19 protein-coding genes and 1 pseudogene are annotated in these 19,169 nt (G+C 68.3%); 9 read left to right on the top strand and 11 right to left on the bottom strand.

Features of this window, described 5'->3' with window-relative positions:
- Window positions 1-42 precede the first annotated feature (42 nt).
- Window positions 43-1,095: a GIY-YIG nuclease family protein gene (locus CKO28_RS06185; protein WP_200339755.1), complete on the top strand. Its 1,053-nt coding sequence runs from the start codon at window positions 43-45 to the stop codon at window positions 1,093-1,095.
- 187 nt (window positions 1,096-1,282) lie between these two features.
- Here the strand turns inward: CKO28_RS06185 and CKO28_RS06180 are convergent, their stop codons facing one another.
- A complete protein-coding gene (locus tag CKO28_RS06180) occupies window positions 1,283-1,459 on the bottom strand; it encodes a hypothetical protein (RefSeq protein ID WP_200339754.1) in 177 nt (58 codons plus the stop codon).
- A gap of 86 nt (window positions 1,460-1,545) precedes the next feature.
- Here CKO28_RS06180 and CKO28_RS06175 point away from each other — a divergent pair, with 86 nt between their 5' ends.
- Complete coding sequence (locus CKO28_RS06175) at window positions 1,546-1,887, top strand: hypothetical protein (RefSeq protein WP_200339753.1); 342 nt, start codon at window positions 1,546-1,548, stop codon at window positions 1,885-1,887.
- Window positions 1,888-1,938: 51 nt separating this feature from the next.
- Here the strand turns inward: CKO28_RS06175 and CKO28_RS06170 are convergent, their stop codons facing one another.
- The gene (locus tag CKO28_RS06170) at window positions 1,939-2,670 is read right to left on the bottom strand and encodes an ElyC/SanA/YdcF family protein (RefSeq protein ID WP_200339752.1); all 732 of its coding nucleotides are present in this window, start codon (window positions 2,668-2,670) and stop codon (window positions 1,939-1,941) included.
- 259 nt (window positions 2,671-2,929) lie between these two features.
- On the opposite strand from CKO28_RS06170, the gene CKO28_RS06165 reads away from it, so the two are divergent.
- Window positions 2,930-3,232, top strand: a complete 303-nt coding sequence (locus CKO28_RS06165; protein ID WP_200339751.1) for a hypothetical protein — start codon at window positions 2,930-2,932, stop codon at window positions 3,230-3,232.
- Window positions 3,233-3,248: 16 nt separating this feature from the next.
- Here CKO28_RS06165 and CKO28_RS06160 read toward each other — a convergent pair whose 3' ends face one another.
- Both CKO28_RS06160 and CKO28_RS06155 read right to left on the bottom strand, forming a co-directional pair.
- On the bottom strand, window positions 3,249-3,872 hold the full coding sequence (locus tag CKO28_RS06160; RefSeq protein WP_200339750.1) for a GNAT family N-acetyltransferase: 624 nt from the start codon (window positions 3,870-3,872) through the stop codon (window positions 3,249-3,251).
- Between the two features lie 159 nt (window positions 3,873-4,031).
- Complete coding sequence (locus CKO28_RS06155; protein ID WP_200339749.1) at window positions 4,032-5,459, bottom strand: multicopper oxidase family protein; 1,428 nt, start codon at window positions 5,457-5,459, stop codon at window positions 4,032-4,034.
- A gap of 166 nt (window positions 5,460-5,625) precedes the next feature.
- Here CKO28_RS06155 and CKO28_RS06150 point away from each other — a divergent pair, with 166 nt between their 5' ends.
- Window positions 5,626-6,576 carry an NUDIX hydrolase gene (locus tag CKO28_RS06150; protein WP_200339748.1) on the top strand — a complete coding sequence of 317 codons (951 nt, stop codon included), beginning with the start codon at window positions 5,626-5,628 and terminating at the stop codon, window positions 6,574-6,576.
- Here the strand turns inward: CKO28_RS06150 and CKO28_RS06145 are convergent.
- From CKO28_RS06145 to CKO28_RS06125, 5 genes are all read right to left on the bottom strand, one after another.
- Complete coding sequence (locus CKO28_RS06145) at window positions 6,565-7,227, bottom strand: hypothetical protein (RefSeq protein WP_200339747.1); 663 nt, start codon at window positions 7,225-7,227, stop codon at window positions 6,565-6,567. The genes CKO28_RS06150 and CKO28_RS06145 overlap by 12 nt on opposite strands.
- A gap of 35 nt (window positions 7,228-7,262) precedes the next feature.
- Window positions 7,263-8,276, bottom strand: a complete 1,014-nt coding sequence (locus tag CKO28_RS06140; protein ID WP_200339746.1) for an SANT/Myb-like DNA-binding domain-containing protein — start codon at window positions 8,274-8,276, stop codon at window positions 7,263-7,265.
- Window positions 8,273-9,370, bottom strand: a complete 1,098-nt coding sequence (locus tag CKO28_RS06135) for a hypothetical protein (protein ID WP_200339745.1) — start codon at window positions 9,368-9,370, stop codon at window positions 8,273-8,275. The genes CKO28_RS06140 and CKO28_RS06135 overlap by 4 nt, the downstream gene beginning before the upstream one ends.
- A 176-nt stretch (window positions 9,371-9,546) precedes the next feature.
- Window positions 9,547-10,260 (bottom strand): hypothetical protein, encoded by a 714-nt coding sequence (locus CKO28_RS06130; protein WP_200339744.1) that lies wholly within the window; start codon window positions 10,258-10,260, stop codon window positions 9,547-9,549.
- A gap of 128 nt (window positions 10,261-10,388) precedes the next feature.
- Window positions 10,389-10,985, bottom strand: a complete 597-nt coding sequence (locus CKO28_RS06125; RefSeq protein WP_200339743.1) for a hypothetical protein — start codon at window positions 10,983-10,985, stop codon at window positions 10,389-10,391.
- A 138-nt stretch (window positions 10,986-11,123) separates the two neighbouring features.
- On the opposite strand from CKO28_RS06125, the gene CKO28_RS06120 reads away from it, so the two are divergent.
- The 3 genes from CKO28_RS06120 to CKO28_RS06110 all read left to right on the top strand — a co-directional run bounded on the left by CKO28_RS06120 (window position 11,124) and on the right by CKO28_RS06110 (window position 14,866).
- A complete protein-coding gene (locus tag CKO28_RS06120) occupies window positions 11,124-11,927 on the top strand; it encodes a class I SAM-dependent methyltransferase (protein ID WP_200339742.1) in 804 nt (267 codons plus the stop codon).
- Complete coding sequence (locus CKO28_RS06115; RefSeq protein ID WP_200339741.1) at window positions 11,924-13,183, top strand: glycosyltransferase family protein; 1,260 nt, start codon at window positions 11,924-11,926, stop codon at window positions 13,181-13,183. The genes CKO28_RS06120 and CKO28_RS06115 overlap by 4 nt, the downstream gene beginning before the upstream one ends.
- A gap of 252 nt (window positions 13,184-13,435) precedes the next feature.
- Complete coding sequence (locus CKO28_RS06110; RefSeq protein WP_200339740.1) at window positions 13,436-14,866, top strand: DUF805 domain-containing protein; 1,431 nt, start codon at window positions 13,436-13,438, stop codon at window positions 14,864-14,866.
- A 677-nt stretch (window positions 14,867-15,543) separates the two neighbouring features.
- On the opposite strand, the pseudogene CKO28_RS28280 reads toward CKO28_RS06110, so the two are convergent.
- Window positions 15,544-16,287: pseudogene (locus CKO28_RS28280) on the bottom strand (transposase family protein); the annotation flags it as partial.
- Window positions 16,288-16,510: 223 nt separating this feature from the next.
- On the opposite strand from CKO28_RS28280, the gene CKO28_RS06100 reads away from it, so the two are divergent.
- Both CKO28_RS06100 and CKO28_RS06095 read left to right on the top strand, forming a co-directional pair.
- Entirely contained in the window at window positions 16,511-17,359 is an 849-nt protein-coding gene (locus CKO28_RS06100) for a M48 family metalloprotease (protein ID WP_200339738.1), read from the top strand.
- Window positions 17,360-17,399: 40 nt separating this feature from the next.
- The gene (locus tag CKO28_RS06095; RefSeq protein WP_200339737.1) at window positions 17,400-18,380 is read left to right on the top strand and encodes a tetratricopeptide repeat protein; all 981 of its coding nucleotides are present in this window, start codon (window positions 17,400-17,402) and stop codon (window positions 18,378-18,380) included.
- Window positions 18,381-18,535: 155 nt separating this feature from the next.
- Here CKO28_RS06095 and CKO28_RS06090 read toward each other — a convergent pair whose 3' ends face one another.
- On the bottom strand, window positions 18,536-19,036 hold the full coding sequence (locus CKO28_RS06090; protein WP_200339736.1) for a hypothetical protein: 501 nt from the start codon (window positions 19,034-19,036) through the stop codon (window positions 18,536-18,538).
- Window positions 19,037-19,169 lie beyond the last annotated feature (133 nt).

Below are 19,169 nucleotides of genomic sequence, written 5' to 3'. Positions count from 1 at the left end.
GCACTGCGGGGCGTGTGTGCGCTTGCTAGGGGGATGGTCGACGTGCTGCCGCTCTTCCGATTCCAGATGGGATCGCAGAACAGCTACTTTCCCGAGGCGCGGGCCGACCGCGTGGTGGTCAAGCATCTGCCGATCGACTTCCGGACGCGCTACGAGGCGGGGGAGGTCGGGGCGTTACGCGCAGAGTTCCGCCGGATCTTCCAGGCCCGCTTCCCACACGTCGCCGAGCTGCTCACCGAGGGCTGGGCAACCCGGTATATCAACGATGCGCTGCGCTTCTGCGATACCGAACGGATGCGGGTGATTACCGCCTACAAGAGCGACCTGTTCTGGGCGGAAACAGGGTCCCCGCCGCGCACCTGGAAGACCGTGACCGAAGGCGAGGGCGAGGCGCAGGTGACGTTTGAGCTGGCCGCGCGCGATCTCTCCCCAACCTGGCGCAACGCCCTGCCGGACGGTCGGCGGTTGGTCGATGCCCTGCACCCCAGGGCCCGAAACTCGCTGGGCTGGAATCGCGCCGAGATCGGGCAGGCGAGCCAGGAATACGCCGCGTATCTCGATGCGGCCATTCGCGGCGACAGCCTTCAGCCCTGGCACAGCAAACCCGACTGGATCGAGGCCGATGCTCAGGAGTACCGGCGGCCGGCCCGGCCCAGGACCGGCACCACTCTGCAGGACCGGATCCTCGACTACCTCGACGAGCGCAAGCTCGAAGTGAGCGCGATCCGCAACGGCGACACGGCCGGCCTGGTCTACGCGATCACCACCGAGCAGCACCCGGAGTGGATCAAGATCGGCTACACGATCGGCGAGAGCGCCGAGGCGCGCCGTGACACACTACAGCAGGGCAATCCGTTCAATCTCAAGATCCTGCACACCGAGCCCTCGGACGTGGCACGGTTCGCCGAGCGCCTGGCGCACGAGGCCCTGCAGAACGAGAGGCGGGGCGAAAGCGAGTGGTTCAAGATCACCCCGCAAAAGGCCCGGGAAGCGATGTGGCAGGGGGCGAGTGCCACGCAGACAGCACTCAAGACCCTCCCCGAGACGCAATCCGGCGAGGGTCAGGCGGGGAACAAGCAGTCGATCTCCGCGTGACGACGGGAACCGACGACCGCTCCGCTGGTGATTGCAGCGGCCCGCGGGTTGTTGATCGCGGCTGGTTCAGGGACGCTGGTGGGTCTGTGTGTCACTCGGGAGGATGGCCGGGATTTGGGGAGCAATGCGCACTGGGTTGAGGCCAGGCGGTCAACCACCCCGATGTTTTTGACCAGTCGGTTCCGGGCTACTCGCCCACGTTGCGCAACGCCAGGGTGATTGCGGTGCCGACGAAGGCAGCCCGGTCGGGCGCGTGCAGGTGAGCCGCAACCCCTCGCAGCAGCATGACGTCATCTGTAAAGTAGCGTCCGCTGCGGACGGACTCCAGATCACCCGGATCGTCCCAGGCGCTGTCGTCGATCATGTTTGTATCCGATCAGGAAGAAAGGGGATCTCGGCGTACCGTTCATGCGCCGGTCGCCGACATCAATTCGGCCCGTCCAGGAGGGCATGCAAAAAGTTTCGGAGCGATTGACGGGCGTATGCATTCGGTCGATACAGGCGGACAGCGCGGGTGCGCCCTTGCCGCTCGGCGTCCGAGCCGCGGAACAATCGCGCGAGGCGCGCATGTCAAACTGGCGAAAGAAGCTCGACGACCTGGCCGGCGGAAGCCTGGACTTCTTCAATCTCGCCGTGGCCCTGATCCTCTTCGGCCTCGGATCCCTGGCCGTCGCCGGCATGCTGGCGGTGGTCGCCCGGGAACAGGGTCTGCCAGGCTATGTCGGTTTGCTGGTGGTGATCGCTGGATGGGTCGTCTTTGTCCTATACCGCCGCAACGCGAAGGACGGGTGACGCGCCGACCAGCCGCGGCCGAGAAGCCCATGATCGCCCGGCAGCCGTCGCTCAGATCACCGGTGCGCCGGCCTCCGCGACCCGCTCGTCATCGTGTCCACTCATCTCGGCTTCCGAAAGGCCGTCCAGCCAGGCGGCCAGCCGGTCCGCGGCCGCCATCTGCTGGGCCGGCGGCAACGCCTGTAAGCGAGTCATCTGGGCGGCCAGTCCGGTCGACGGCCGATCGGGGCGATGCGGCGGCTCGGCGATCGCCACCTCGCGCGTCAGCGTCGCTGGAGGGTTGGTGTCGGCCACCGCGACGTAGAGCGCGTTGGAAAGACCGGTCAGCCCCGTCGCCGCCAGGTGCGAGGCCGCGTCGCGTAATGCGCGGGGCGCGTGGAAGGGGCTCGTCACCAGGGTCATGCCGTGACAGGCCATGCCGTTGAAGGTCGTCGCCGCCCGGGCGATCTCCTCGCGCGTTTTGGTCGCCTGCTCGTCCAGGATCACGCGATCGACAAGATGCGCGCGCAAGCCCGTGAGGTCGGCGTCCGCCAGCGCCTGGAAGTCGGCCAGCAGCCCCCAGCGCGACCAGAGCAGATCGATCGCCCAGGCTGCCTCGCTGTAGCCATCGGCCGCACTCGCGCCGGAGCCCACCACCATCGTCCGCACACCGAGTTGCGACGCGGCCAGGATCGCCCGCGGCAGTCGGCCCATCCGATAGGGCGGCTCACCCCACATGACTGTCGCCCAGCCGGGCGCGTGCAGGTGATAGCCGTGGACGAGGATGCCTGGACCGTTGCGCATAGCGTGCTCTCCGGCGTTGATTGACGTGTCTGCCTCGGAGGTGGCAGCGCAGATCGGCCGATGTCGGGTTTGGAGCGAGGGTCCGGTTGCGAAGAACCCATCCAGACGAAAAACGGCCGGACACGCGCTCTAGCGGGCTGGAGCCCCGGAAAATGCGGGCACATCTGTGCCTTTCGTCACACGGCCGGGTGAAGGCCGTTCCGATGCGCACGGGAGGCTGCTAAGGAAAGCGGACCGCCGCTTTTCGGGGAGAGTTGCTGTGTCGAATGTCGTGGAACTCAATCAATACCGCCGGCCGGCCGGACCGCTGCCGACGGGACATCTCGACCCCTGTCAGGTCATCGGGGATGAAGAACGGCCGGCTGAGAGCATCGCCCGGGCCTCCCAGCAAGCGACCAGCGAGCTGACGCGCGTCGCCCGCGATGCCGGCGAACTCGCAGAGAACGCCACCTCCGCCCGGCAGGCGTGTCAGGAGATCGCCGCAGCAGGCCGACTTCTGGGGGACGCGATCGACCGGCTGCGCGCGATGCCAGCCCAGATCCGCGACGCCGCGCTGTCCTGAGGCGGGCTGGACCGAATCAGCCGGACGCGTGGAGCGACGGGCTCAGCCCCCAGGACCGCGACCAGGATGCGGCCGTCGCCGCGGCGGCTTGTTCGACCCGGTAGGCGTCCAGGTCGATGCGATAGTGATACTCGTAGTCCCAGGTTCCGTCGAACCACTGCTCGTGGGTGATCTTGTAGAGCCGGAAGCCGGCGCGCAGGATCGCGTTCTGGGAGGCATGGTTGCCGCGGCGATGGGAGCAGGAGGACCAGCGATAGCCTGTCTGCTCGATCGCCCAAGAGAGCCGCGTCTCGTGGAACAGACGCGCGAGCCCGTGTCCGCGATGGGCGGGCGCGATCCAGGTGCCGCCGAAGATCACCGTGTCGGCCTGGTCGGGATCGCGCTTGGCGTAGGTCATGCCGGCCGGCCGATGGCCTGCCATCAGTGCCCAGGTCGCGCCGCTGTCCGGAGCGGCCATGCGCCGCCAGGTGTCGGGATCGTAGTGGCGCTCGATCTCGAAGTCGCCACCCATCAGGCTCGGGGCGTCGGCGAGTGCGGCCAGGCGGAGGCTGCGGAAAATCGACCAGTCATCGCGTGTCAGCTGCCGCATCCGGTAGGTCGGACGGGGCCGCGCGGTAAGGGCAGGCACAAGCTGCAGCATGATGTTGTCTCCACCACAACGGGTCGGGCCGGCGCTGACGCCAGTCCTCCTGGAACGCCGGGGGATGTGGTGGCGTCCGGAAGGGCGTGTCGTGCAAGCTTGGCGCGGTGGACGGGCGACACCGTCCGTCGGCTGATCGCGGCCAGGCGCCGGTCGGGTTCAGACGACCTCGAAATGCGCCATCATTCCAGAAGCCGCGTGCTCCAGCATGTGGCAGTGCAGTGCCCACTTGCCCGGATTGTCGGCGACGAAGGCCAGGGTCAGCCGCTCGCCGCGCGGCACCAGCTCGGTGTCCCGCCACGGTTCGGCCCGCACCGACTGGCCGTTGCGGGCGATCACCCGGAAATGATGCCCATGAAGATGCATGGCATGGGCAAAGGCCGTGTCGTTGTGGATGGTCAGGTGCACCGTCCGGCCCAGCGCGACCGTCCCGAGTGAGGTGCCCAGAGTGCCGATCTCGCCGTTGAAGGCCCAGAACTGTCCCGCGTCCGCGAGGGCGCGCATGCTCTGCATCTGTCCCTGGTAGCGTGCCTGACGCATCCCGCCCATCGCGCCGCCCTCCATCACGAGATCGATGACATGGCCGTCGAGCGGGTTGGGTTCGGGGAGCGGGTTTGCGGGCAGCGCCAGTTTGCTGGTGGGCGCGCGCTCCCGCAGCGGCGTGTCCGCGTAGTCGAGGTGGGCGGCCAGCATCGCCTGGCCGGTCGACACTTCGTGGATCTGGGCGGAGCTGCCGTCCGGGCCGTTGCAGTCAAGCAGCAGATCGGCGCGCTGGCCGGGGGCGAGCGCGATCTCCGCGCCGAGCAGCTCCTCGGGGGCGACGGGCTGGCCGTCCAGCGCGAGCAGCGTGACGTCGTGGCCCGGGAAGGCGAAGGTCATCGGGCGGGCGTTCGCCGTGTTGCACATCCGCACCCGGGCGCGCTCGCCGCGGCGCAGCTGGAAGCGCGGGCGGATCTCGCCGTTGACCGTCAGCATGTTGCCGAACCGGCCACCGTGGCTGCGGTCGCCGAGCGATCCGAAGCTGTCGGTGTCGAGCAGTCCCTGCGGTGTCACCCGCCAGTCGTCGACCACGAGAAGGATTTCCCGGTCGACCGGCAGTGGATCCCGCTCGTCCACGATCAGCAGGCCGTAGAGACCGCGCGCGACCTGCTCGGAGCTCTGGTAGTGCGGGTGGTACCAGAACGTTCCGGCATCCGGTGCAGTGATCTCGTAATCGAAGGTCTCGCCAGGGGCCGTGGGGCTCTGGGTGAGGCCCGGCACACCGTCCATGGCGTTCCGCAGTCTCAGACCGTGGCAATGCAGTGTGGTGGCCTGCGATAGCCCGTTGGTCAGGCGAACGCGGAACGGCTGGCCCTGATCGACCCGGATGATCGGACCCGGGATGCTGGCGTTGTAGGCCCACAGGGTGCTTTCGCCGTACTCGGGGCCGGCGAGCTGGCGCGATATCGGCCCGGGACTCAGGTCCCAGTGCGGAATCCCTGCCCGCGCGGCGGCGCGCAGCGGAGCCGGCAGGGCCGCGGAAGCGGCGAGGGCGCCCGCGCCCGTCAGGAACCGGCGGCGGGTTGTCCCGGGGGAGCGCTGGATCATGCGGATGTCCTTCATTGGCGTGCGCGGGCCGATATGGCCGTTCGGCGGACTTGGCGGCGCACGCGAGTAGCTTGTCTGCCGGAAATGGGTTCGCGGCGGATGCCCGGCACAGGTGTCAGGCCGTCACCAAATCCGTACGCGACCCCATCCGCGGACGGAGACCCAGATGTCGCGAGAGACCCTCAGGCGCATCCGCAGTGCCTGGCTGCTGCGCCAGCCCTTCCAGCCCGGTGATCCCGAGCACGATCACCTGTTCGCCCTCGCCGAGATCGCGGAGCGCGGCAACGAAGTCCGGCTGAAGGTGCCGGCGTGGGTGCCGACGCTCGCGCTCAACGCGGAGGTGGCGCAACGCTACGCCGCCGGCGTGCCGATCAGCGAGCGGTTCTTCGCCGGCTACGGCAGCCCCGGGCTGCTCTCCGTCTCTGCGGGGTTGTTCCTGTGGGAGCCGGGCTGCAGCGAGTACCCGCGCGGACGCATGCTGCTGCTGGAGCGCGACGCGGACGCGCCGATCTACCCTGGGCATCTGACCGAGCCCGCCGGGCGAATGGGGGAATTGCCGCACCTGACCATCGAGGAGGAGATGAACCAGGAACTCCTCCTGGTCGCGAGCGGCCCCGACCCGGTCACCGGCGCCTGGTGTCAGCGCCCGCTACTGCTGGCGACGAGCTATGAGACCGGCCTGGACCCGTCTGCGATCGCGCGCAAACGCGCGCAGGTGGCCGAGCGGGCGGGTGATCTGCGGGCCGAACTGATCGACGCCGAGAAGTGCCTCGAGCGCGATCCGCTCGTGGTGTCGTTGGCGCCGCGGGCGGCCGATGCGGAGCATCACCGAACCGTCGTGGTGACGATCGAGGGCGCCGAGGTCACGCGTTTCCAGGCGCTTGTGTTCGTCCAGCCGGAACTGCGGTGCGTCGAGATCCGCCGGTCGGGTGAACTGGTCCTGCCGGCATGGGTGGAGCGCCTGACCGCGATCGACGGCGAAGCCTTCGGCCGCCGGGTGGCGCGCCTCAGCCTGGAGGCGCTCGGGCAGGCGCAATCCTGCCTGACCCCCTCGATCGGCGCCTATCGTCGCCTGCACACCCGGCCCGTGCTTCGGGTGGTGACGTCAGCGAGTTGAGCGGACGCGGGGTAGGGCGGGAAGTCCCGGCATCGGAACCGGCAGATACCCGGCCTCGCGCGCGTCGAACTCCGCGTCGATCCAGCCGATCGCCGGCATCCGGTCGTTGATGACGCTGTCCAGCAGCTCTGGATCGTTGCTGTCGTAGGGGCTGTCAGCCGATACAGGGGCTGGGTCCGCGGCGCCGTGGTATTCTGGACGCCGTAGCAGCATCAGGCACCAGTCGCGGGGATCGGCCTTATCGCCGGCGTCGATCTCCTCGGGAAGCGGCGGCAGGTACCAGCCCAGCACCGCGGCATTGGCGGCGTTGAAACGAGCGGGCAGACGCAGGTTTCCGGTCTGCGGTCGGTCCGGCAGCAAAAGCGTGCCGTCAGCCGTGATGTCGCGGTAGAGACGCCCCCAGCGATCCCGGGCCTCGGTGGAATCCGGATGGAGGTCCATCAGCTTGTGGTCGGGGATCGCGTAGACCGCTGTCGCCGGCAACGGCTTGCCAACCCACAACGCGGGGGCGTCGGGGGCGAGGTCGCCGCCGAAATGGGTATAGGACCAGCCGAGGCGACCGAAAAAGGCGCCCCAGATAGCGCCGTGCCAGACGCGGTAGGCGTCGAAGGCAGAGCTGTCGCCACTGCCGGGGAGATGGGTTGTCTTCATGGCCCGTCCATGTGTCGATCCCGCCAGCAGGCAATCTAGCCGGAGCTGGTGAAGGAGTGGTTGAGGCGCGCGGTTTCGCCGGAGCGCGCCCGCGAAGAGTCTGATGTGCCCCCAGGTTCGGGGGTATGGCCGCGGCGGATCGCGAGCTCGATTAGTTCCGAACCCGTCAGGCGCCGCCGACCGTCCACGATCCACTCCTGACCGCTCGGCACCACGCAGTAGTCGCGCCGGCGCAGGTAGGTCGCGGCGGCCTCCGCCGGCGCTTCCTCGGGTCGGGTGACGCCGTTGCGCGCGATGAACGCCTCGATCGCACGGTCAGCGCCCGGCGAGCGCGGGGGTTCGGTGCGCTTGGCCCGACGCGGCTGGCCACGCCGGGGTTTCCGCGGCATGGCGCGGGTCGTTGTCTCCGCCGCGCCGCCCTTGGTCTGGCGGTAAGGGCAGCCGGCGGATCCTTGGTGGCGGCTGAGCTGCAGCCGGTGCGCCTCGCTGTAGATCGAGGAGACGCTGCGCGACAGCTGCTGGGCGATCTGCTCGGGGGTGTGGGTGCGGCCGTAGGTTTTCCGAAGGAAGTCCCGCTCGGCGTCCGTGAAGGGGCGGGGTGCCGTGGGCTGGTGCAGGCCGAGGGCGCGCGCCTTCGATGCCACCGCCGGCTTGCTGCGCGCGAGGGTCCTGGCGATCTCGGTGACCGGCACGGCGCGCGCGAAGTCCTGGCGCAGCCGGGTGAGGTCGGCCTCGGTCCACGGCCGGGGCGCCCGGCTCACGGCGGGGCCGAGCTTCTTGATCCGGTCCCGGACGGCGATGCTCGAGCGCCCGCGAAAGTGTGCGGCGATCGCGGTATAGGTGAGACCGCTACGGGCCAGCCTTTCCAGCAGGCGCAGCTCGGTGGTCGTCCAGGGTCTCGGGCCGCGACGCAAGCCCAGCCGGTAGGCTTTGTCGGTGATCGAGCTGCGGCTTCGCCCGAGGCGATGCGCGATCTCCCCGAGCGGCGTCTCGGTCGGGTAAAGAGTGCGCAGCTGGCTCAACTCCTCGCGGGTCCAATCGGTTTTCATGCGTAAGCTCTCGGCCGAAGCGCGGCCCTGTAGTCCTTGTTGACCCGGCCTAGCTCGGGGCTGCCTCGTTGGTGGGCCCGCCGCCACCACCGCCGGCGGCCGCAGGCCAGGCAGCGCCAGCGCTGAACAGCCTCGCGCTCCCAGTTGTGATCGCAGTCGTCGCGCCCGCGCCGACTCTCGCACCAGTGCCCTCGGCATTCGTGCTGGCGCTTACGGTCGGCGCGTTCCGACCGGCTGGCGGCCTCGGAGATTACCGCTTCGATACGGTTCGGCAGGGCGATGTGGGCCTGACGGTAGGACAGGACCGGGCGGTCGGCGGTTGGGCGGCCGGCGAGCCGCCGCACGCCGGCCACGTCTCGGTGTTCCACGACGCGCTCGGAGCGCTCCGCGAGCAGCGTGCAGAAGACCGCGAGGATCGACAGGGCAGCGGGGCCGGTGCCGCGCAGGCCGGCAAGGTTATGTGCGCTGCTGATGTTCTCGGGCGTGACACCGGGGTGCATCTCGATGTTGGTGCATCTCATGTCCTGCTCGATCCGCTGCCCGCTCGGCGAGCTCAAGTAAGCCTGCAGACCTGCCTCTGGATCGATGCCCGCGGACTTCGCGTGGTACGCGCGGGCCTCGTCGATCAGGTAGTCGACGGTGATGCCCAGCTTCCGGGCGACGGGATCGTCGGGGATGCGCAGGCCAAAATCGAAGCGCACCGATCCAGGGCTCATTGCGACCGCGCCGGTGCGCCCCATGGCCTCGGGGTCGACAAGGATGACGTCCAGCCGAAAGCCCTGGACATCGTGCGGCGCCGCCAGCAGGCCGAAGCGCCCGGGGTTGCCTTCGAAAACGCCGCTCTGGAGCTCTATCCACATCCGCTCTTGGGGCATGCGGAAGCCGGTCTCCGCATCGAGCGCGCCCAGCGGCATCGGCTGTCCGGCCACGGCGCGCGCGAGATCCGGGTCCAGCCGGTAGCGCGCGCTGGCGCGGAGATCGCGCAGCAGACGCTTGCGCACCGCGCCGCTCACCGCGGCGGTAGAGCCCATGTAGCCAAGCAGGCGCGGGCGATCGAGCGCGTTGAGGAACAGGTCGGCTAGGGTGGCCGTCATCGCGCACGCTCCGGGTGTGGGGCGGCGATGCAGCGGGCGGGTGCGAGCATGGCTGACCTCCAGGCAGCGGCGCGCGATGGCGCGCCTCACCCTTCAGGCTAGGTCGGCGTCGCGCACTCCCAATCCGGCGATGTGCCAAAAGTCACAGAGCTGGCGCACATTGCGTCTGAAAGGCCTCAATTCCCTTCGGGCCCGTGGGGAAAGAGATCCCAAGGCGTCACGATGCCGACCACCTTGCCGTCGGCGTGGCCGTTCGAAGTGATCAGGAAGGCGAAGGTCCTGTACCCGCGCGCGGCGTTCTCGATGAAGCGGCGCTGGAGATCGAGGTAGCTGATGCTCTTGCGCGCCCAGTCGACATGAACGTCGCCTTCGTGCTGCATCACGTCGGCGAGCGTTGCCGCCTCCAACTCGACCACGCCGATCTCGCCAGCTTCCCGCTCCAGCCACTTCGCCACACCAACCTGCGTCATCAGCCGGGCGCGGCCGTCGGCCCACACCGGAACCTGACTGAAGTCTTGCTGATGCATGTATGAAAGGACCGGGCTCAGCATATCCGTTGGCTGAAAAACCTTCGGTGGATCACCCGCGAGCGCGATCCGGGGGTTGCCTTCCAGATCACGCACGATCTCCTCGAGGCGGCGGACCACCAGGTAAGCGGGTTCAGCGAAGCAGGTGCTCCCTCCGGACTCGCCGTGGGCCCGCAGGTTGCGGAGGGTCCAGCAATCGTTGAGGAATTGCTCTTGGTAACGCGTCAGCACCCCGGCTTGACGGGCAGACGCGAGACGCTGGCCGACCGAGGGCCCCTCGAAGCGCGGTTTGAGAAACGCTTCTAGCCGTTTGATGAACGCGTCAAACTCTGCGCCGTGACGCACGTCGCTCTGACTCGTCATACCACCTCCACCGCGTAGCCGCTGCATCTCTGATAGCGCGCTTCGCCACTGCAAGAAAGTCGCTTAAGTGCGACAGTTTGCAAGATAAATGGGGCCAGGAGGAGATCGAGGCGTTCTCCCGGGTCGGCTCAGGCCGCGTTCGTGAGTTTGACGCGCTCAGTGTGGAGCGGACCGATCAGCGGGGCCAGCATGTCGACGTAGCGCGGATCCGCCGCGAACACCGCACCCACGGTCGCCTGGCAGACGCCGTCGGTCAGCTTCTTCCAATCGTCGCGCTTGCCGGCGGCGACGGCCTGGAACTCGGCGACGCCCTCCAGGAAGATGCGCTTGCGCTCGGCGTCATCCGGGTGGATGTCCGCCAGCAGGCGCCGGGTCGCGAGCGCGAACATGGAGGCCGGCTGGACCTGGTGGCCGGACTTCTCCAGCCCGTCGACCAGGATCGTGCCGGCCAGGCAGATCGCGAACACCGTCGAGACGGCAACGTCCCGGTCGGCGAAATCGAGGTCATTCTTCACCATCGACTGCCCGATCAGGTGGGTCAGCACCGTCGTGGCGGCCTCGGGCAGATGCCCTTCCACGTCGGGTCCGACCTCATTCGCGAGATCGACGAGGCGCATAGAGAACGGCGCGGTCGTGTCCGGGACGGACACCTGCCCGCCGCCGGGCAGGGAGATCATGCCGGAGCCGAAGGTCTTGATGCCCTTAGCGAGCAGGGACTGAAACATGGGGCGCTCCTCGGAGTTGCCTGGGCCTGTCTGTCGCGAACATGGGGGCAATGGCGGTGGATTGGCCGTTATTTCGGACACGAGAAGCGTATTGGACCCATTTCCGGATCGTTGAATACGGTCGGGAAGGGTGTCCGAATGCGAAACGAGAATGGCTGGCGGCCGAGCAAGATCGACTGGCAGCCGGATGGCAGCTGGCGCATCCGATCAACTGGCGTGGGCGCGGGCAGCCTGCTCACCGCGACGCTGCAGCAGGCCGCGCTGATCCCGCTGGTGCGCCGGCATGTCCGCGGCGACGTGGCGGATATCGGGGCCGGCGAGGCCCCCTTCTACGGCGGTTACCGCGATCAGGCCCTTTCGATCGTGTGTGTCGACTGGGGGCAATCGCTGCACGACGTCGGCCGTCACAGCGATCACCTGGCCGACCTCAACGTCGCACTCCCGCTCGACAGCGAGAGTGTCGACGCTGCGTTGATGAGCTCGGTCCTGGAACACATCGCCGAGCCGAAACGGCTGCTGTCAGAGGTCGCGCGGGTCCTGCGTACAGGCGGGGCGCTGGTCCTGGAGGTGCCCTTCCTCTACTGGCTGCACGAGGAGCCGCACGACTACCACCGCTACACCTGCCATGCCCTCAAGCACATGGCCGAGCAGGCAGGGCTCGAGGTCGAGGCACTCGAAGCCTACGGCCACGCACCGGCGGTGCTGGTCGATATCCAGAGCAAGCTGGCGATCACCTTGATCGACGGCGCTGTCGGGCGCGCTCCGCGCCGGGTGCGCGGCGTCATGAGGCGGGTCGGGCACGGTGTCGTGCGACTGTATCAGCGTCTGGCGCTGGCGGCGTTCAATCTCCCCTGGGTCAGGCGGGCGCTGCAGGGGTCCCGGCTGCAGGCGTCCTTCCCGCTCGGCTACGTCGCGGTACTGCGCCGGAAGGCCGCGGCATGAGCGGGGGACCGGATTTCGACCTGATCTTCGTCGCGGACCTGCGCTTTCCCGGCGGGACATCGACAGCCATCGCCCACGAGATCCGGGCGGCGCACGCCGCCGGTTACTCGGTCGGCCTCTACCAGGTGAACGCGCCGCTGTTCGGTAGCAAGCCGCGTCCGGTGCATCCCCACGTGCAGGCGGAGATCACGCGCGGGCGCGCCACAGAGATCCCGGAGCGTGCCACCGCCGAGGCCCGGCTGCTGGTCGTGCATAACCCCTACATTCTGGCGCGCGCACCGCGCGTCAGGCCGAACCTGCGCGCCGAGCGCCGCGTGATGGTCGCGCACCAGCCGCCGGCCGACCGCCAGGGCCGCTGGTACTATGACGCCTGGCGGATCGACGCGATCGCGCGGGAGGCTTTCGGCGGGGCGTTCGTCTGGGCGCCGATTTCGCCGGCCTGCCGGGACAGCTTCGATCGCGCCGGCGTCGACTTGCCGCGGCTGCGCGAGAACTGGCTGAACCTGATCTTCGTCGACGATTGGGGCGCGGCACGCTTGGAGCTTCGGGGGAACCGCCCCCGGATCGGGCGGCACAGCCGGGCGGAGTGGCAGAAGTGGCCGGATACCCGTGAGCAGATCCTGACGGCCTACCCCGAGACCGATGCCGTCGACGTCCGGTTGCTGGGTGTTGGCGATGATCTGCTGGGCCGGATTGGCCGTCAGCCGGCGAACTGGACGACCTGGAGGTTCAACGAGATCGGGGTCGCGGACTTCCTGAGCGAGCTCGACTTCTTCGTCTATTACCATCACAGCAGCTGGGTGGAGGCCTTCGGCCGGACGATCGCTGAGGCCGCGGCGGCGGGCTGTGTCTGTGTGTTGCCGCCGCATTTCCGCCGGACTTTTGGTGACGCGGCCGTCTATGCCGAGTTGCCGCACGCTCAGGCGGTGGTGGCGACGCTTGCCAGCGACCCGGATGCGTTTCGCCGCCAGTCGGCCGTGGGGCGCGCGGCGATCGACCGTGACTTCGGTCCGCGCGTCTATCAGGACCGGCTTGCCCGCATCCTCGAGGCGCCGGACCTGTCTTGTCTGTCCGAGACCCCGGTCATGCCGGGGCCGGTGCGGATGCGCGCAGCCGTGTTGCGCCATCTGTTCCCGATCCAGCAGCGACTGGATCTCCTGCGGCGACGCGCCCGCAACTTCCTGGGTCGGCATAAGCGCAGGGTGGGGCGCCTGGTGGCGCTCTGGGCCGAGAAGAAGGCCGCGCGACACAGCTGACAGTGCGCCGGGATAACCACGGGCGGGCTTGAAACACCGCCGGCTGATCGGCAGGTTCCCGAGGTCGCGATAGCGGGGGCTTTGGCGAGGGCTGCGGGCTGGATGCCCTGGGGAAACCCGTGATTCCGGAGCGCGGCCACTCCTGACCGTGCGTGGACCTTGTAGCGGTGCGCGGACCGGTGCGCGTGGCCAGATAGCACGATGTGCAGACCGGGATCAGCAGCCAGATCACCAGATCTAGGGGAGCTGGCATTGAAGGATCTTTTCACACCGGAAGGGCGGCGCGGTCGACTGAGTTATTTCGGCTGGATGATCGGGATTACCCTTGTCTTCCAGTTCGTGGGGGCAATTCTCGGCGGCCTGGTCGAGATGGTACAACCCACGGATCCCTACGCGCCGCCTCGGACGGGCGTGAGCCAGGGCGTGAACGCCGGCATGGCGCTGGGCGCGCTGATCGGGATCTGGCCCGCGTTCTGCGTCGCAATTCAGCGGCTCCATGACCTTGGCCACCAGGGTGCCTGGGTTCTGGTCTCGTTTGTCCCGGTCGCGAACCTCTTCCTCGGCCTGTATCTGCTGTTCGCGCCCGGCCAGGTTGCTGGGAACCAGTACGGCCCGCCGCCTGGCGGCAACAAGGATGTTGAAGGCATCCGTCAGAGCGAGGCCGGGCAGTCACGGCCGGGCAAGAAGCAGCCGGTGCGTGGGACGCGCAACGAGATGTCGCCTACCGATAAGCCGGGGGCCAGTGGCAAGCCGAACCCGGGCGCGCGTGACGCCGAACCCGGCCGCGACGCGCGCTTTGAGGATGCGTCGGATGACCCGCCGAAGGGGCAAGCCAGCTCCCCGTCCGGCGAAACCGTCCTGGGTCGGAAGCTTCGTGAGGAGCGCGAGGCGCGCGGGGAGCCGCAACAGGCCGATCAGGCAAGGTCTGGCGAGGCGTCCAAGGAGGCTGCAGCCTCCGCCGAACCGGAGACCGAGCTCGGTCGGAAGCTGCGGCTCGAGCGAGAGGCCAAGGAGGCGGACCGTCGGACAGCGGATGGTGAGGGCGAACCGCAACCGAAGCCATCGGGTGGGATTGAACGCGACTGGCAGGGTATCGAGCGCTATTCGCCCTCGGCCCGTCAGGCCCGGCAGCGAGTCGCCGAGCAAGCCCCGCGCCGGCTTGACGCTTTCATGCAGGAAGCGATCGAGTGCGAGGACAAGGACTACGGCCGGGTTGCCGATGAGGTCCTGGCGCGCCCCGTCACCGAGGTCGAGGGGATGCCCGGTGAGTACGCCGCGGAGGTGTATCTCGATCTACAGCAGCTCGACGAGGATCTGGCCGAGGAACTCCGTTCCAGGGTCCGTCGTATCGGCCCGGACGCGGACGTCGATCTGCTTGCGGCCGACATCCTTGCGGAGAACTGGGAGCGGCACGACGGCGGTCCGTTGCGTAACGCCTTTGTCCACCAAGATGGGCGGCTGCAGAACCTCGACAGCTATAGTCTTGTCGAAAGCGATGCGGGCCTGTCGGTTGTGCGGCGTGGCGATGCCTGGCGGCCGTCCGACCCGCTGCATTTCCTGGTGATCGACGCGGAGGGGCGGCCGGCGATGAACCGCGAGTACCGGACCGATCAGATCGCTGGTAAGGCGCTGCGTTGGATGAAGTATCAGCAGCGCAGCGAGCAGAAGCAAGCGAGCGGATAACCCGAGCGGCACCGGCGGCCCCGGTGGCTGGTACGCCGGGACCGCCGAGCTGGCTCATGGGACAATGAGCGGGACCGACTGGACTTCCGGTGGCGGCGGGGCTGTCGTGCCGCCGGCTGGGCTGAGTTTCACCTCGGTACGGACTTCGGGCGGGTCGGTGCGACCTCCTCGGCGGGCATACCGGCATCCGAAGCGGCTGCACCGAGGGCCGCGAGGCCGCCGGCCACCTGGAGGATGCCGATCACCAGGCGGTGCTCAGCCATGCGCTCGCCCTTCCGCCGTGCGGCTCTGAAAAGCTTCCGTGCGGCCTCGGCAGTGTCGGCATTGCCCTGCTCGATGGTCTCGCGTGCGATCCGGGTCTGTGCCTCAGCCATGGTCGGCGGGTCGAGGTGGTCCGCGATCATGAAGGCGTCCCGCTGGGCCTCGTAGACAGAGCGTGCCGTGGCCTCGAGCGCGGCCCAGCGACCGAGCGCGCGGGCATCGGCATGACCCGCGAGCTCAGACGCGCCTTTAGCCACGGCGTCGTCGAGGCGGGCGGCGAGCGTCTCGGTCGCGCTGGCGTACCCGCGTAGTGGAGGAAGGCCGTGCACCAGGAGGTCGCCGTAAACGGTCGTGACCTCCTTGCTCGTCGCCACGTCGGCCATGGCGCCCGGCTGCGTGGACAGCACTTCGCCCAGCCGGCGGATCGTTGGGGTGAGCCCGCGCTTGCGGCCCGCCACGTAGACCCGCTCCTTGTCGGCGACGTCGTGTCCCCGGTAGCCGCGGTCGACGTACACCCGCTCGGCCGCGATCCCGCTCATCGCCTCAGCCTGGGCCAGCGTCTCCGCTGGCGTGTGGCCGTCGTAGGGATTGCCCTCGAACGCCGTCGCCGCGACGACGAAGTCCTCGCGGTTGGTCGCCGCGAGGCCCACTTTGCAGCCGAACCCGTAGGGCGTGCGCGCCTTGCTCTTGGCGATGCAGGCGACCTCCGGCGCGTGCAGGGCGTACAGCTTGTTCTTGTCCTTCGGCTGCTGGGCGAGCAGGCGCTCCACCAGCCCGAGCAGCCGGTCGAACCGCGCCTGTAGGGTCTCGTTGCCGGCGATCTTGCGGCCAACGTCGCGATAGACCCGGCCGAGGTAGGTGCGCAGCCGCTGCAGCTCGCGCTTCATCCGGCGGTACTGCCGGGCGTGGGCGTAGCGACCGGATTTGATCGCCGCGGTCTTGGCCAGGCGCCTGGCCGCCTGGTGCAGCGTGATGCCGGCGCGTTTGGCCTGCCGGACCAGCACCTCTAGGGCCTTGTGGTACAACCGGCTGTCGGTCGGATGGGCGACCGCTTTTGGCTGCACGGTGGTGTCCACGCTCAGCCGCTGCAGGCTGCTCGACTTCACGACACCGGTGTCGACCCCCAGGCGTACCGTCTCGGCCAGCAACCTCTCCAGGCCCCTGGCTATCCGCAAATCAGTGTGGGCGCCTGCTCGGTTATCCGCGATGATCCAACTTATCGCGGCCAACGCCCAAACAGTTTTGACGAATGCCGACGCTACGCCCGCTTAAGGGGCGCCGCGATGACTCACGAGCCCCCTACTTTACCTAATTTTGCGCACTTGCGCCGCAGTGGCGAGAAGCCCACGGTCTGTTCAATAACAGATCGGGTAAGTGCCGTCCATGGATCGTCGCACAGTCCTCCAAATCGTCGCGACGACGTTGGCGGCCACAGGTCTCGGGTGCACGTGCGCACGGGCCGGTTTTCCGGGGCTGCCTCAGCAAGATACCGAGACCAGATGGGTCGACCCGTCCGACAGGCCGGAGCGCGATGACAAGTCCGCTTCGCCGGAGGCGCCGGCCGATCGGGATGAGGGGCTGGAGGCCGGCCTCCGCGATCTCAAGGTCTGCGCGCTCACCAGCGGCCAAGCGGGGCGTCTGGCTCGCACCAAGGGGTTCTCTCGGGCCAGCGGGATCCCCCAGCTCGACGGGACCCTCAACTCCGAGCCGCCGGTGTTGCGCGACCTGTTCGGCGTCGATCCCGGTTTTGCCTTCTTCAACGATGGCCGTGCCATCAACGCCTACGCCATGCCCCAGAACATCCTGCGCCGGCGCGGGGATGGCACCGTCGTCTTCGGCCGGAACCTGCTCCGCACCGAGATCGCGAAGGCCAGCCAGCTGATGCGGGGCCCGAATGCCTGGGCCACTGCCGTCATCGGCATCTTCGCCCACGAATGGGGGCATATCCGTCAGTTCTCGGACGTCGGTCAGCTCGACAAGCCGCTGATGGAACTCCACGCTGACTACCTCGCCGGCTGGTACCTGGGAACCAAGAGTTCCTACGGCAGCAGCTTGGACATCGCCGGCATCGCCCGGAGCCTTTACGAGAAGGGCGACAGCAACTTCAACTCGCCGCCGGATCACGGTCGCCCGATCCAGCGCGTCAAGTCGATGGAGGCCGGGTTTCTCCTAGGGCGGCGGCGCGCCCCTGTCTCGGACGCTTTCCGGGCAGGCCTCGACGCCCTGAGTTAGACTGGCCAGAGCCAGACCCGAGCCAGACTGGGAAGCCGCGATGCACGATCCTGCCCGGATACACGCCCGCTCGGCGCACCCCATGCGCCCGCTGATGCGCCCACTATGGGCCGCCGCCCTGTTCGCCAGTGTAGGTGTCTTCCAGCCGGCGCACGCCGATTACGAAGCCGGAGCTCAGGCCTTCGACAGCGGATCCTACGAACGCGCGATCTCCGAGTGGCGCGCGGCGGCACGCGGCGGCGACGTGAAGGCGCTTGCCCGCCTGGGCCGGCTCTATGAGGACGGGTTCGGCGCGCCGCAGAATTTCGTGCGCGCCTACATGTTCTACGCGCTCGCCGCCGCCCGCGGCGACAGAGACGCGGTTGAGGCGCGCAACGCGGTGGGCGCACGCATGACGGCCGATCAGATCGCCGAGGCGCAGGCGAAGGCGGCAGCCTGGCGCGAGGGCCTCGCGGAAGATTCGCGCGCGCCCGCCGATGCTCCATCGCGCAGCGACAGGACGTCCGCAACGGCCGCCGCCGGCACCTTCACGGGCGATCCGTGCAACGACGTGATGATCGTCGCGCGGGAGATTGCGCAAAACTTCCCGACCATCGCCAGCGACGCCGAGGCCGGGTCCCGTGCCGCGAGCAAACCGAAGAGTGACTATTACCTGTCGCGCGCGACGAGCTGCAGACTCGGGAAGGCGCGCGGCCAGCCCGGTGACGATCCGATTTTACGCAGGAAGGCGAGTTACGAGTGCTCCTGGAGATTTCCCACGCCCCGGGAGGCCTTCGATGTTTTCCAGCCACTCGTGGACAGCCTTAAATCCTGCGCGCCCCTGTCGCTGTCCTTCGTCGACGAGGCATCCGACGTGCGCGACCGCGGGCTCTTCGTGACCAACTACAAGGGGCACACCTACAGGTCTAATCCTCTGGAAGTCGTCATCGAGGTCGGTGCTTACGGCCGGAAAATGACCGACCGTAACACCAGGACCGACGATTTTAGCAAGCTCACGCTGCGCGTTGAGAATGCCGAGTAGGCACGCCGGCCTGCTCCGATCTCCGCGTGCATTCGCGGCCTCACGCCATGCGCGGGGGCGCTGGCGCGTATGGCGGGTGGCGGCGAGCTCGGGCTCGACAGCCAGGTCCGGCGCGTCCGGCAGGATTCGGGCGGTGCCGTCGTGCGGGTCGAGATTCAGTCGGTAGCGCTCTCACCGGGCTGGGCGTCGGGTTGCTGCAGAGCCCTTGAGCTCCCGGCCGTACGCGTCGAACAAGGTGTGATTGACGGGCGGAACCATCTCGGCGATGCAGCGTGTCCGTAGTGGCTGGCCCGGACCTTGGGGCGGGTGACGGCGAAGTTGACGGTGACGATATCTGGGGTCGCGACTTCGGCCTGCGACAGGGCCTTGGTCCGCGCATGGATGCGAGCAAGCAGCTGGGGGTCCAGGCGGAGCGGTTCCTGCGCCAGTACCAACGCACCAGCGTCGAGGAGCTGCTTCAGGTCCATGAAACGGCGAACGATCTCTCGCCCGACCGGCGTGCGCGCCGGCAAGCTCTCGGCAGCCCGGATGATCGAGCTGTTGGCTGCCGGCTCGTCCCCGGTGGAGGCGGACGCATTGGTCGTCGCAGACACGCGGGCGATCATCAGGGCGGCGATGGCCAACGTCTCGGTCAGCTTGTTGGGCCACGGGGTCATGTTTAGCCTGGATTTTGCACGCAGCTGCTTGATGCCGTCTGGTAGCCGCCGCGAGCCGTTCGCGTAAGGGTCTTGGCGGGGTATTGTACGATGTGGATGTGGTGTTTTTCGTGTCTCGATTCAGGCCGGCGGC

This window comes from Rhodovibrio sodomensis (assembly GCF_016583645.1).
GTDB classification, from domain to species: domain Bacteria; phylum Pseudomonadota; class Alphaproteobacteria; order Kiloniellales; family Rhodovibrionaceae; genus Rhodovibrio; species Rhodovibrio sodomensis.
This window is presented reverse-complemented; position numbering and strand designations above follow the sequence as displayed.